Here is a 13725-nt window from a genome sequence, read left to right as displayed (position 1 = left end):
CTTCGAGTGTACCACAGACTTGTCTGCTCATCGACTATACTGTTGCATGAATCGTACCGCCGAATGTATCGCCTGTTGTCCAGCGTCACTCTCCAGATCAAATTGATAATCATGTCCCAGCTTCTCCGAAGAGGTCGAGAAAAACAAGGTTTCCGTATCAACATCAAGGCGCTTCAAGACTTGTGCCAGTTCAATCGATTGACTGGTCAACGGGTCATCATTGCCTGAGGTAATAAATGCAGGCGGGTACGCTGCTGTGGCCTGAAGCACGGTCGACATTTCATGCAGACGTGGATAGTCTTCGAATGTTTTGACTCCCGTATATGACCAGAGAAATGTCCGTATGAGTGGAAAGCCTGTATTGGCTACCGTGCTTAGATTGTATGGACCACAGAATAGCAGAACCCCACGCAACTCTTCCGGTTGGGCGGCTGGTGTTATGTTCATCAGTTTGGCGAGGGAAGGATTGGTCACCACGGCCGCAGTCTGACTTGCAATCTGGGCACCTGCTGAATTGCCTGCGAGAAATATGTTTTCCGGGTCACCGTGATACTCACTGACATGGTTCTTCACGTAAGTCAAAGCCTGATTCGTCTGGATCACGGGAATGGGATATTTCGTATCCGGTGCGAGCGCATAATTCATACTGACCACAACGTAGCCCTGCTTAGCTAATTGTACGGCATAATCTGCGATATCCTTTTTGTCACCCAAGACCCACCCACCACCATGAACCCACAACACAACAGGCAAAGGTTCCGATGTTACGGAAGGATAATAGATATCCAGCGTACTGTCATTACGCCCTTCGTCTGCATAGGGTACATCCACAACACGAGTTATCCCATCCGAGAGCAAAGTGTCCTTGCTATTTGTGTCTGGATTAGCAGTTTCAATTAATGATTTTAATAAAAATACCGTTATTTTGGGTGTCCAATGTGTACCAATCCCAATAAAACCTATGATCAAAATTAGTACAACGCTGGGAATCCAATAGCGTTTACGTTTAAACCCTCTTGCCCCCGTACGTTTCATTTCCAACTTGGTCTGCAATAGTTCCACCTCGTTCCATCATCTCATCGAAGCGTCTTTACATCTAAAGTTGTGTACGTTGCGGAGAGGACCGGGTTTCCTCTTATTTGGGTCTCTTAGCAATTTCCTGTCTGACTTTCACATACGTAGTGGATACTTTTTGCTCCAGTGTATGAATATTTTGTTTTGTGCCTGTCCACTTCTCTGCTGCAGAAGCCAAAGTGTTCAATGAGCTGAGTACACGTGACGTTTGGCCTTGCTTTGTACTCTGTTTGAACTGTTGTAGAGCGTTGGAATATCGTTCTTTTGCCAGACTTGCCTGTTTTTTAGCCGTTTGAATCTGTTTCTTCGCGGAGTCAGCCCCTGCTAGCATAACTCGTAAACGTTTTATTTCAGCGCTCTTCCGTTTACGTGCTTCGGCAAGTTCCTTTTTCTTGATCCGGATGTCTTCTCTGGCAAGCTTCACAACGGGTCTCAACGTCTCGGCCTGCGTGCGGATTGCTGCACTCCATTCCTTATTTTTGATAGCTTTGGCTGCATCCAGCTGTCTATTGACTGAACTGTAGAGAGCAAATAGGGGTTCATATCGGGCTTGGGTCTGCTTTACCTTTTCAGCTATAGCTGCGACCTTCGCATCATCGGTTTGTCTTATTTCTACACGTAATCGCTCCAATTCCGCGGTATTGGCGGCATGAAGTGTCTTTATTTTTTGTTCCCACGCCTGCTCTTGTGTCTTCCAGTTCCCCACTTTCTCGTACGCTTGCTTCAACCTTAACTTGGTTTGTGCATCGGCTTTGTTTAATACGGAGTCCCAGGCTTTCTGCGCTGTGACGCCAAGATCTATGCCCGCTGCCTCGGCTGTTGAAGCAAAATAAATCGTGCCTGCGCTGAACAGAATCACAAGCCCTATAAGCAGGCGTGATCCGAAAATAAGATGAGCGAATGATGACAATTGACCATTATGCTGTCGCCCCTTCTTTTCTTGCACTAAGCCATGTTGTTCTATGAAGTCATATCCGCTTGCTCGTTCCAATAAGGAAGAACAACATGCCATGGCCTCCTGATCAGTTATCGTTTCCTTCCGCGCTTCTGTTTGCATCCGTCTCTACATCCTTTCTTCTAAAATACTTAGCAGAATAGCCAACGAAATCAGCGAACGACAAAAAAAGCACCCGCAAGTCAGGCATTTGCCTGCTCTTACGGGTGCTTCCCTCATAAGCCGTTCCATATGAGATTCGATTGAACGAGTCGCTCGAACCTTACCTTTTTCTAATATATTCCATTCGTTGTATCTGGTCAAGTAAATCTGGTTTCACTGTACTAATATCAAACCTTTGATCAACGGGAGAACCCTTCCCGCTTATAGTTAACAACTGATACAACTCAGCTTATTGATTGACCAAAATAGCTTTCATTTCCGCGGTCAGATCCTCTTCTTTCAGCATCATATAGATGTTCTCGCCACGAGTTACATTCAACTTGATCTGATAGATGGTATCTTTCTCTGTTAGATAACCCGACCGTTGACGATTGAGTAGATCGCTAATGATTTTTTTGTTTTTGGTCGCGACCTGCTTCTTGATGCTAAGACTCCCATCGATATATTCTGGCTGCGGAGTAGTCCACTGAAGCGAACCCGGACTGTTAATCTCCTGCTTCGCAAACTGAGCGGAGACAATCTCGTCTGCCTGGACAAGCAACTGGTCGTATAATTTGTTATCCTTCAGCCAAGCCAATACCCGATCATAGCTAGGTTTGATCTCAAAATTCCACATCTCCCTCGGTTGAAATGGATCTTTGGAAGACGAATCCTGATTCATCTCCGCGTAAGCAAACGACTGCCACGGGGAGCGCTGTTCTTCATAGGTCTGATCCAAAATGTCCTGTTTCAACAATGCTTTGAACTCACGGACTTGCTCCGGATTGCTAATATAAACCTTCCGGTATGAACTTATGGCAGAGCGAATGCCGAAACTTAATGCATCTTCATCCAGCTTATACGTTTCAAAGGCGACTCTTTTGTAATCCTGGGACTGTTTCAGAGCCATTAATTCCTGATGGAATTCGGCTTCTGGAATATAGTATTTACGTTTCATTACCTTACCGTTATCCAGCTTGTAGTTAATAAATACATACTCATCATTACGCATACCTGGATTGATCGGATCATTCAGTAAAGGAAGATCGGAATCCACGATTTTTTGATGTAGATCGATAACTGCACCCATGTATTCCGGATCATTAGAATAGAGGTGAGCATCGTCCTTTTTCTGAGTGACACCCTTACTGTAGGTATAACTCTCCCCACCAAGCTTGATGCTGTTCACCTTGCTCATTTCAGGCACTCGAGCGGCGTATCCATTCCAGTCGGCAATAGGTACGTACAGTATCAGACCAGCGATGATACCATATAGAATCAGCTTGGGTAGCAGCCTGCTGCTCCAGATCAGCCATGTTTTGCGAATAATCATCTCGGCAACGATGTAACCTACAATTCCGCCGAGGATATATCCGAAGATTCCCCATCCAGCTGATCCTCTTGGAGCAATCATTGTAAAGTAACCTCCGCCAATCAGAACCAGCGTAAACATTAAACCAAAACGGAATATAGGTTTCACAAGAGTAAACGTAACGGCTTGAGTAGCAGATTCAACCTGCCTCTTCGCATAAAGCACATAGGTTAGAGGAATAAACAGGATTGCAAATATCGAATAGATTATAAGTTCTCCATTAACAACAGGAGAATAACTGATTGAAGCCATACGAAGAACAAGTGACATTTCCGCATTACGTCCCAATTCATCGTATGGATATCCGAGCAAATAATGCTGGAGATGAAGTGACATAATGAACCACACGACAACAGGTAACAAGAGGAGCGCGTACACGGTGAGTCCCTGCAATACAGATTGACCAATACACATGCCCACCGCCACAGTTAGCATGAACATAAATAGCGAGAAAATACTCATGCTCAAGCCCCACATCCAGATTGTACTGCCATCGAACAGAAAAGCAGGTTGATCCAGTACTGCCCATACCCAGCCGGTAATCGCAGTTGTAATCCAGATTGGAATCAGGATCATGGCATATCCGGTCAACAGATTAACCGTTAACAGATGTTTACGACGTAACGGCAAACTATGGAACAGATCCGAAGGTGCACCGGACTGAATATACCGAAAAAGGAAGATTCCAGCCGCTACGGGTAGTGTAATAGCGAACAGAATCTGCACTTCACCATTAGCTTGAAACAAACTTGTAATCTGTTGTGGCACGTCCCTGTACTCGGTAGCGATATATAACGGTAACGAGAACAGCAATGTGATCAGGTACAGGATGCCTATCCATCCATGCTGTCTGAAATTTTGGATCAGGATGCCCCGGTTACAGAACAATCGGTTGAATGTCATACCCTGCGTCCTCCATTTCATAGATAAAGATTTCTTCGAGCGTCAAAGGTAGTACATCCAGCAGATACGGATCATGTATACGGAATTGGTCCGTTACCTGTTGTCGGTTGCCTTTGACAATGTACAGGGATACACTTCCCCGTTTCTCTTCATGCAAAATATCAATCTGCTCATCCATAGCTTTGGCATGGTCCGGGTGGCGGAAAGCAACCTGGATTTTATGCGTATCTGCCTTCAGATCATCAAGATCCTTCTCTACAATAATTCGGCCTTTGTGCATAATCGCCACATGGTCACACAGATCTTCGATTTCACGCAAGTTGTGCGACGAGATGACAATGGTTACCTGACGCTCAGCTGCTTCCTGGAACAGCAGGTTTTTGATCTGCTGGCGCATGACCGGGTCGAGGCCGTCAATCGGCTCATCCATCAGCAGCACTTCAGGCATACAGCTAAGTCCCAGCCATACGGCTGCCTGACGGCGCATACCTTTGGACATGCGATGTAACTTGCGTTTTACATCCAGTTTGAACACGGTAGCCAGTTGCTTGAACCGTTCCTCATTCCAGCGCGGATATACGGAACGATAAAATGTAGCCATCTGAGTTATCGAAGATTGCGGGAAAAAGTAGGGCGAATCGGCCATGAAAATGGTACGGCCTTTGAGATCCATATTTTCATAAATTTCAGCATCTTCGATACGAACAGTCCCGCTGTCCTGACGGTAAATGCCAGCCATCATTTTGAGCAGCGATGTCTTTCCTGCCCCGTTGGAACCGAGCAAACCATAGATCGACCCCTTATGTATGTGCATCGTTACGCCATCCACTGCCTTTTCCTGTTCAAACGCTTTGACGACTTGATTCAGCTCAATCATGAGGCTCCTCCTTCTCTATACGGGCCATCGCTTCCTCAAACAAAAGCGTCATATCCGCTTTGGTCAAACCGGAATACGAAGCTTCTGCAATCAACTTCACCAGAGACTCTCTGATCTCATCTCTCATGGCTTCATTCGGATGTTCCACTGACGATGATACGAAGCTCCCTTTTCCCTGCAAAGAATAAATGTAACCTTCACGTTCAAGCTCACGATACGCTTTCTGAATCGTATTTGGATTCACGGTCAGCTGCGTGGATAACGCACGAACGGAAGGAAGCTGCTCGTCGGGCTTTAGAATACCGTATACGATCATTTCTTTGACTTTGTCCACTAGTTGCTCGTAGATCGCCTTACGGCTGCGTACATCTAATTCGAACATCCCGCACCTCCTTTCTGTAAATGTGTGAAATACCCTATGGGTTTACATGACTGTATCTGAGGTGTATGTGCAAATATCTGGGTGTAAAAAGGCGTTACCTAAGCTGTACAACTGTACGTATTCAACTCTTAGGTGTATTAACTGTACTACTATTATTAATACAGTAAAATCAGATTGTCAACCATTGACTTTGACTTCTTGTTTTATTGGGAGTACGTTAAGAAAGATAGATCATATGGTATATTTGACATATATAATTTGGGAAAGCAGGTTCATTCTGGCTTAGGGTGGGACTCGATCAGGGTGGCATTCACATGAAATGAGGTAAAAAGGCTATCTGAAGCGATGTGGCTAGATGTGGCTACTTGAAGTGATACGGTACCCGAAACCTTGGCTTGACCACTTTTGACAGAATTACATGCAAAGGTTGTTCAGGTCTTTCCCCTTCCGTTATGATGGAGATGAATGTTCAGTAATCACTGTATCTTTGTTACTTTTTTGTGCGCGTTTAATCTGATTGATTGTTAGGTCTGTTGTACGTTTGGCTTGTTGGTCTAAAATCCGAAGGTCGATATATGATTTTAGCATTGATTGGGTCAGAGCAGTCTTCAGCCTTTTTAATCGTTTATTTATTCGTATAGAGTGCTAACTCGTGCTGTCCGCACTGAGTATACATATTTTAGATATGTCTTTCAAAGGGTGGACACAGACATGAGCAATCAACCTGGAATTGATATGCTACATATAGATCATTTTTAATTTTAATTCTGAAAACATCTATATGTAGTGTTTCATATTCCTGGGGTGATATAGTACCTTTTTAGAAAAAGTGTCCACTCTTTGAAAGACAAAATTAAGATAAATGTCCTTTTTTAGTGGACATATATATCTCCGAATTCCATTTATATCAGTTGAACTATACATTTACACGGAAATATAAAAGTCAGTAATACCCCTAAGAAGTATAACTAGAAGCTTGCTGTAAGAAAGATACTATGGAAGCATATGTTACACTTCTAATACCTCACAAGGAGAATCCGATATGAATGAACATAGACAGGATGCAGCTCAGAATAATAAAGCGAACGCATCATTCGAGACTAGTGGACACCACGGGGATTTAACTGGGGAAATAAACACTTCAGATATAAGTCCGGTCCAAGCAAGTTCGTCACAACGTGTGTTAATTGTAACCGCGGTGGATGCGGAAAAAGATGCGGTCCTCCGTGGTTTGGGAGACACGGCCGCGGAACGATTTGACGTCATCGCTGCGGGCGTTGGCCCAGCCTCGGCCGCAGCGGGAACAGCCGCTACATTGGCATATGCCGTAGCGGCTGCAAGCACTAGGGCGTTGGCGCAGGGTTCCACCGCGCCAAGCCCATCCGATGTGGCACAGACATCTGCCACATCTTCAAGGCCGGGGCCCCTTGCCGGGGCCGGATATTCACCAGCCTACATGCTGGTGATCAGTGCCGGCATCGGCGGCGGGTTCCCCGGCCGGGCAGACGTCGGCTCCCTCGTGGTAGCCGACGCCATGGTTGCCGCCGATCTGGGCTCGCAGACGCCAGACGGCTTCCTCAGTGTGGACGAGCTCGGCTTCGGCTCGTCCATTGTGGCGGCAGACGCGGAGCTTGCCGCTCGCCTGCGCCATGAGCTGCAGCGGGCCGGGCTCGCTGTCAGCGGAGGCACTGCGGTCACCGTGTCCACGGCGACCGGAACAGCGGAGACGGCCGCGGAGCTATTGCGCCGCGTGCCGGATGCCGCAGCCGAAGGCATGGAAGGCTTCGGCGTGGCAACAGCTGCCCAGCAGTTCGGCGTGCCAGCACTCGAACTGCGGGCCATATCCAACGCGGTCGGTCCACGCGACCGCGACGCTTGGCGCATCAAGGATGCCCTGGGTGCGCTTCAGGCTGCAAGTTCCATTTTACGGGAGGTTATTACATCATGAAAATTGCATTTTCCCCTTGTCCCAATGATACATTTATCTTCCACGCGTGGGTGCACGGGTTGATCCCGGGCGCACCTGAGCTGGATGTCCGTTATGCTGATATTGATATTACCAATGGTCTGGCGGCAAATCCCGATGGACCCGACACACCTGAAGTGATGAAAATATCATATGCAGCATTGCCATACGTGTTATCTGACTATGCTCTGCTTCCTGCTGGAGGCGCACTCGGCAGAGGATGCGGACCACTCGTTCTTACCGCTAACGGTACCACTGATCCTAGCTACCTGTCTGGTCGACGGGTTGCTGTGCCGAGCGAACGCTCGACAGCTTATCTGTTATTCCGTCTGTGGGCAGCGCAAAATGTTCCTGGCGGCGTAGGTGAAATTGTTGTCATGCCATTTGACCAGATCATGCCTGCTGTGCGGGACGGCAAGATCGATGCCGGACTTGTTATCCATGAAGCACGCTTCACGTACCAGAACTACGATCTCAAGCTGATGACAGATCTCGGGAACTGGTGGGAAAGCGACACAGGCTTGCCCATTCCACTTGGAGCAATCATTGCACGTCGTAACCTGGATGCTCATGCCCTCGCCGGATGGGCACGTGCCTCCGTTGAATATGCTTGGGCGCACCCGGATGAGTCGAGAGCATACGTTATGGAACATGCCCAAGAAATGGACCCTGACGTAGCTGCACAGCATATCGGACTGTATGTTAACGAATTCAGCGCCAACCTGGGTGATGATGGTTACGGTGCAATCACTGCACTGCTTGGTCGTGCCATGAAAGAAGGACTCGTTCCCGAGTTCGACCTTGATCTGTTGCGAATCTAACAACACACGACATAGAAAGAGCTGTCCCCTAACGTCAGACTTATGACGATGGGACAGCTCTTTTTTTGACTTTTTCAATAGAAAGAACGCTTACTTTACTCTACTTCATCCTGAACCCTACTGTATCCATTCAAACCCTTCAAACCCACTTCTCTTCCTCTTAACCAAGTCTTCTCTCACAACCATTTCCTACGATTCCTCCACAACCGTTCGGACCATAATTCGCAGCGCATCCAGCATCATGGGAATAGGCAGCGAAGGGACGGAAGGCTGCAACACAGCCATCTCTGTTGAAGCGGGAAAGTGTACAAATCCTGCACGGATCGGAAGCTGCCCTACTCGAATGTGATCTAGTACCCGGTACATCGTGTTGTTGCAGATATATGTACCTGCTGTATTAGACACGGTAGCTGGAATACCCGCTGCGGACATGTCATTCACCATGGCACGTATGGGCAAGGTAGAGAAGAGTCCGTCCGGACTTCCTTGTACAATCGGCTCATCCACAGGACGCTGTCCCTGGTTATCCGCGTAGGAGCCAGGCGGAATGTCTTTGACATTAACGGCAATCCGCTCCGGTGTGATGGACGTTCTGCCCTTGGCCAGCCCACAGGCGATGACCACATCTGGCCGATAGGCTTCCATCTCTGCGATCAACAGGTCTGCACATTCATCGAAGTGCACGGGCAACAGTACTGTTTTTAGCTCAGCACCCTCCATCACTTCGTTTGCAAGAGCTTCCATTAACGCCCCCGTCGGATTCACCGCATCCCCGCCAAACGGTTCAAACCCGGATATCAGAATCTTCACCATCCACGTCAGCTCCTGTCTGTTACTCCGATTTGTAACGCAATCCCCACTGGCCTCGAATCGTGTCCATCAGCTTCATGATTTCCAGGGATTCATCCAGTGTAATGGTATGGCTCTCCGTACGGCCTTCCAGGATACAGCGCCCCGCTTCTTCTGCCTCAAAAGCATAACCAATACATGTTCGATCATCCGTGAATTTCTCGGGCTCATCCTGTCCGTTCACATGCAGATAGGCTTCTTTGCCCGCCAGGAACAAAGGTAAACGGATCTTGCCTTCCGTACCGTATATGATCGCTTCATTGCTGAGATTCAGACGAATGGCAGCACTAAGTGATGCAGCACGTCCCTCGGAATAGGACAACAATACGGAAAACTGCTCATCCACACCTGTCGTTCCTATGTTCGCTGTGCTCCACACATGCTGGGGCTGTTCGCCAAAGATCATGGAAGCAAAGGAAATCGGGTACACTCCTGCATCCAGCAAAGCTCCCCCACCCAGATCCGGATTAAGCAATCTTCCTTCCGGCTCCCAGCCGACACGGAATCCAAAGTCTGCCTGAAGCAAACGTACTTCACCGATTCGTCCCTCTGCAATCCATGCTCTGGCTTGAGCGATCGGCGGCAAAAAGCGTGTCCACATTCCTTCCATCAGAAAAAGGTTACGCTCCCGTGCCGTCTCCACCAGTTGCTCCAACTGACGCGCATTCATCGTAAACGGCTTTTCACAGAGCACCGCCTTACCTGCCTCCAGACAAGCCATTACATTCTCCTTATGCACAGGATGAGGTGTTGCCACATAGATAATATCTACCTCAGGATCTTGCAGCATCTCATCATAAGAACCGTAAGCGCGTGCAAAACCATATTCAGCTGCAAACTTCTCCGCGCTTCCCGCTGTCCGTGAACCTACCGCTGCTTTCACTGCGTTCCCGGCATGCTCCAGATCCCTTGCAAACTGGGATGCAATCCATCCCGTGCCCATAATGCCCCAACGTACTTTGTCCCGTCCCGCTACTTCTGTCATATTAAAGCCTCCCTACTGCAAATGGTGTTAAAAAGGTTCATGATTCAGATCAGGCCAACAGGTTATCCCCTTTATTTTACCAAAAAGAAACGCTTACGTCAGAAAACGATTTCGATTATGTGTTCTCATTAGAATTCCAGTTCATCAGGGACTCGAACATATCTGTGTACATTTCAATTCTCCAGTAGATTTGCTAAGATTATCAGCAGACCAGGGCCAAGAAGTCCTGTCCTTAAGCATACTTGTAACTAGCGACAATCTGTTTAAACTATCGATCACATCTGATAATGGGATCATATCCCCTGTGCTATTTATAAAACATCTGACAATACTGCAAACGCGTTTTTGACAAGGCAGCCGGTAATCATAACATCATGCGAAACGCATCAATAGATGAGACGTTCAAGAAAGACGTTCAGGTCCGAGAAAATAGGGTACGTTCCAGATTCGATCATTACCTAGAACTGTTTAAAAGAGAGGAGGTCGCATAGCACCATGACTACCATCCCCGGTACCGTCCACAGCGGCATGAATCCATACACGTTGCAACAGCAGACAAGTCCCAATGCAGAAAAGGAATCCTCAACCCAGGCAGACCTGGATGCCTTCCTGAATGATACCCTGATCGAACTTCGTCAGGCAGAACATATAATAACCCGAGGGAAATGGCGCTGGTCCACTACTGAACTTGCCCATCATACCTTTATATACATGCACAAATTCACAGGCGAACTAATCATGAATGGGACCGAATCCCACGTGGTTCGCAAATCAGCTTGTCTATGCACACCAGGAACTGCAATTGAACTGAAGAGTGATGAAGACCATGACATTGAACTATATATGATTCACTTCGATCTGTACCGGGCTACGGAGAAGACAAAAGCCAGACGAATCTACGAACGTGAGCTCAGTTCACCTGTTACAGGCTGGATTCAGGGCCCATTTTACGGTATACAGCGCATTGCCGCACAGCTTACACAATTAACCAAGGAAGGTTTGGAAACAGGCCTGAAAGCACAGCTCCTCCTGACGGAACTGTTACACATGCTCTGGCCTCAAGAAGACCAGACTGACGTAGGGGCTGGACAGGATGAACCCGAACAGTGGCTCAGGTCAACCCTGCAATACATGCGCGAAAACTATATGCATGAGATCAAGCTGGAAAAGCTGGCTGAACTGGCTGGCATGCACCCGTCCTATTACTCCCAGCTGTTCAAGAGTCGCATGCAGAAGAATCCGATTGAATACATCACCCATCTGCGCATGAATCGGGCCAAAGAATTGCTGCTCACTTCCGATCTGCGTATCCGTGATGTGGCTCGTGAAGTGGGTTACCGTGACGAATTCTATTTCAGCCGCCGCTTCCGAAATCATGCCGGTTATGCGCCCACTTCCTATGCGAAGCAGGTCCATCGGAATATCGTGTCGCTCTCCTATCCATACACGGACCACCTGATGACACTTGGCATCACGCCATGCGCAGCTCAGATCCAAGGCCATCTTCCTCATATGCCCAAATCGCTGACGCTGCCCTTCCACGCCTATGAACCTTGGGAACAGGGACGTCAGGCTTTCCTGGACGTGAATCCTGAGCTGATTCTGACCAAGGATAATGCAGCAGCCAAAGCCATGGAGCATATTGGCGATGTCGCCCCAATTATCACCATTCCCTGGAATCAGACAGACGTCTTTGGTCATCTGCATCAGATTGCATCCATTGTGGATCGTACCCAAGCAGCGACAGATTGGCTGGATCGACATGAACGCAAGGCAGAGCGTGCACGCAAAAAAATCAAGGAATTTGTCGGGGACATTACTGTTGCCGTTGGCACGTTAACACCTAAAGGTCCACGGATGTACAGCCACCGCAATTTCGGCCATGTATTTTACCGCAGCCTGCAACTGAACGCTCCTCAGCGCATTCAGACCGAACTGGCTGGCAAATCTCCCGGCGTTGGATTCAACTGGCTGCCCTTCACACCAGGAGAATGGGACGGACTGGAGGCAGATGTGCTGGTACTGGCGATTAATTCTATGCATGAAAAGGTAACACTGTTGAAAGAGATGGCTTCGAATCCGCTATGGAACAGCCATCCTGCGGTAAAAAACGGACGTGTACATCTCACCGACTGGAACTCATGGGTCGTATATGCTCCATATTCCATCAACATCCAGCTCGATGAAGCGCTCTCTATGTTGACGAACAAACCTTCACTTTTGTAATCTAAAAAATGTCCATCTCCAAAATCTTAATTTATGCCATGTACGGGCCTGAATTAAGATTCTATAATGATCACTAATTGATAATGATAATCAATAACAATGAAATGCGTTGTTGGTACCAAAGGAGTGACCCGTATTCAACATCCGGGACTGCCACATCGTCCGTCTAATTCAAAAAAATCTGCAGTGACCGTTGGGCTGACGTTTTTGTCTGCCATAGCCATACTGCTGCTAAGTATGTTTGTCGCAATCTCTTTAGGTGCCAAAGGGCTAACGCTGGAAACCGTATGGGCTGCCATATTTCAGTACAACCCAGCGTTGACACCACATCAGATTATTCATGAGCTGCGGCTGCCTCGTGTCCTTGCCGCGGTTATGATCGGCGCTGCCTTTGCCGTTGCAGGAGCATTAATGCAAGGCATTACGCGTAATCCGCTGGCAGACACGGGCATTCTGGGCATCAATGCTGGAGCCACTTTTGTCGTGGCACTGAGCTTTGCCTTTTGGCCCGGACTGCCGTACGGCTGGATTATGTTTTTATCATTCGTGGGAGCTGTTCTGGGCACACTGCTTATCTTCCTGCTTGGAATGGCAGCACCTGGTGGTCTGAATTCCATCAGACTGACCGTTGCCGGAGCCGTTATTGCAGCCATGTTAACCTCGCTCAGCACAGGCGTTGCCATTTATTTTGACCTGAGTCAGGATCTGGCTTTCTGGTATGCGGGTGGTTTTGGCGGAATTGAATGGCGGCATCTGAAGTTAATTCTTCCCGTGCTGCTCGCCACACTAGTACTGATTATGCCTCTCGCCCGGCGTGTATCCCTTATGTCACTCGGTGAAGAAGTAGCGATTAATCTCGGGATCAACTTGCGGTGGACGAGGTTTCTCGCCCTCGCAGCGGTTGTTGTGCTGGCTGGTGTGTCCGTGTCGGCAGTAGGCTCGATTGGATTTGTCGGACTCGTCATCCCTCATATCTCCCGCAAACTGGTGGGCGTGGATTATCGACTCATCATTCCGATGTCTTCTCTGCTTGGAGCGATATTACTGGTGCTCGCCGATCTGGGCTCACGCATCGTGAACCCGCCCGAGGAGCTCGCGGTAGGCATTATGGTCGCTTTTGTTGGTGTGCCGTTCTTCCTCTATCTGGCCCGTAAAGAAAGGAGGGCCTTGTAGC

General features: G+C 48.1%; 11 protein-coding genes. 4 read left to right on the top strand and 7 right to left on the bottom strand.

Annotated features, from left to right (window positions below):
* Positions 1–27 precede the first annotated feature (27 nt).
* The 5 genes from J7E78_RS16260 to J7E78_RS16240 all read right to left on the bottom strand — a co-directional run bounded on the left by J7E78_RS16260 (position 28) and on the right by J7E78_RS16240 (position 5704).
* On the bottom strand, positions 28–1053 hold the full coding sequence (locus J7E78_RS16260) for an alpha/beta hydrolase (RefSeq protein ID WP_215077273.1): 1026 nt from the start codon (positions 1051–1053) through the stop codon (positions 28–30).
* A gap of 82 nt (positions 1054–1135) precedes the next feature.
* On the bottom strand, positions 1136–2131 hold the full coding sequence (locus J7E78_RS16255) for a hypothetical protein (protein WP_215077272.1): 996 nt from the start codon (positions 2129–2131) through the stop codon (positions 1136–1138).
* A 289-nt stretch (positions 2132–2420) separates the two neighbouring features.
* Positions 2421–4445 carry a hypothetical protein gene (locus tag J7E78_RS16250; RefSeq protein ID WP_215077271.1) on the bottom strand — a complete coding sequence of 675 codons (2025 nt, stop codon included), beginning with the start codon at positions 4443–4445 and terminating at the stop codon, positions 2421–2423.
* Positions 4420–5322 carry an ABC transporter ATP-binding protein gene (locus tag J7E78_RS16245; RefSeq protein WP_215077270.1) on the bottom strand — a complete coding sequence of 301 codons (903 nt, stop codon included), beginning with the start codon at positions 5320–5322 and terminating at the stop codon, positions 4420–4422. Before J7E78_RS16245 ends, J7E78_RS16250 begins: the two co-directional genes overlap by 26 nt.
* Positions 5315–5704, bottom strand: coding sequence for a GntR family transcriptional regulator (locus J7E78_RS16240; protein ID WP_036606399.1), 390 nt, complete (start codon positions 5702–5704; stop codon positions 5315–5317). Before J7E78_RS16240 ends, J7E78_RS16245 begins: the two co-directional genes overlap by 8 nt.
* A 1042-nt stretch (positions 5705–6746) precedes the next feature.
* Between J7E78_RS16240 and J7E78_RS16235 the strand changes: the two genes are divergently transcribed.
* A complete protein-coding gene (locus J7E78_RS16235) occupies positions 6747–7652 on the top strand; it encodes a futalosine hydrolase (protein ID WP_215077269.1) in 906 nt (301 codons plus the stop codon).
* Positions 7649–8491, top strand: a complete 843-nt coding sequence (locus tag J7E78_RS16230) for a 1,4-dihydroxy-6-naphthoate synthase (protein WP_215077268.1) — start codon at positions 7649–7651, stop codon at positions 8489–8491. Before J7E78_RS16235 ends, J7E78_RS16230 begins: the two co-directional genes overlap by 4 nt.
* Before the next feature lie 189 nt (positions 8492–8680).
* Here J7E78_RS16230 and J7E78_RS16225 read toward each other — a convergent pair whose 3' ends face one another.
* Positions 8681–9304, bottom strand: coding sequence for a pyroglutamyl-peptidase I (locus J7E78_RS16225; protein WP_215077267.1), 624 nt, complete (start codon positions 9302–9304; stop codon positions 8681–8683).
* A 19-nt stretch (positions 9305–9323) separates the two neighbouring features.
* Positions 9324–10325, bottom strand: a complete 1002-nt coding sequence (locus J7E78_RS16220) for a Gfo/Idh/MocA family protein (protein WP_215077266.1) — start codon at positions 10323–10325, stop codon at positions 9324–9326.
* A gap of 495 nt (positions 10326–10820) precedes the next feature.
* Here J7E78_RS16220 and J7E78_RS16215 point away from each other — a divergent pair, with 495 nt between their 5' ends.
* Both J7E78_RS16215 and J7E78_RS16210 read left to right on the top strand, forming a co-directional pair.
* Positions 10821–12551, top strand: coding sequence for a helix-turn-helix domain-containing protein (locus J7E78_RS16215; RefSeq protein WP_215077265.1), 1731 nt, complete (start codon positions 10821–10823; stop codon positions 12549–12551).
* A gap of 99 nt (positions 12552–12650) precedes the next feature.
* Positions 12651–13724: a FecCD family ABC transporter permease gene (locus J7E78_RS16210; RefSeq protein ID WP_215077264.1), complete on the top strand. Its 1074-nt coding sequence runs from the start codon at positions 12651–12653 to the stop codon at positions 13722–13724.
* Position 13725 lies beyond the last annotated feature (1 nt).

The organism is Paenibacillus polymyxa (assembly GCF_018614975.1).
In the GTDB taxonomy this organism is placed as follows: Bacteria; Bacillota; Bacilli; order Paenibacillales; family Paenibacillaceae; genus Paenibacillus; species Paenibacillus polymyxa_E.
The sequence above is the reverse complement of the archived record's forward strand: the minus strand, read 5'-3'. Positions and strand labels throughout refer to the sequence as shown.

Excerpts from the sequence above, each read along its gene's own strand:
- J7E78_RS16245 (WP_215077270.1), bottom strand. The coding sequence starts at position 5,322 with ATGATTGAGCTGAATCAAGTCGTCAAAGCGTTTGAACAGGAAAAGGCA.
- J7E78_RS16235 (WP_215077269.1), top strand. The coding sequence starts at position 6,747 with ATGAATGAACATAGACAGGATGCAGCTCAGAATAATAAAGCGAACGCA.
- J7E78_RS16225 (WP_215077267.1), bottom strand. The coding sequence starts at position 9,304 with ATGGTGAAGATTCTGATATCCGGGTTTGAACCGTTTGGCGGGGATGCG.
- J7E78_RS16215 (WP_215077265.1), top strand. The coding sequence starts at position 10,821 with ATGACTACCATCCCCGGTACCGTCCACAGCGGCATGAATCCATACACG.
- J7E78_RS16220 (WP_215077266.1), bottom strand. The coding sequence starts at position 10,325 with ATGACAGAAGTAGCGGGACGGGACAAAGTACGTTGGGGCATTATGGGC.
- J7E78_RS16210 (WP_215077264.1), top strand. The coding sequence starts at position 12,651 with ATGAAATGCGTTGTTGGTACCAAAGGAGTGACCCGTATTCAACATCCG.
- J7E78_RS16240 (WP_036606399.1), bottom strand. The coding sequence starts at position 5,704 with ATGTTCGAATTAGATGTACGCAGCCGTAAGGCGATCTACGAGCAACTA.
- J7E78_RS16230 (WP_215077268.1), top strand. The coding sequence starts at position 7,649 with ATGAAAATTGCATTTTCCCCTTGTCCCAATGATACATTTATCTTCCAC.
- J7E78_RS16255 (WP_215077272.1), bottom strand. The coding sequence starts at position 2,131 with ATGCAAACAGAAGCGCGGAAGGAAACGATAACTGATCAGGAGGCCATG.
- J7E78_RS16250 (WP_215077271.1), bottom strand. The coding sequence starts at position 4,445 with ATGACATTCAACCGATTGTTCTGTAACCGGGGCATCCTGATCCAAAAT.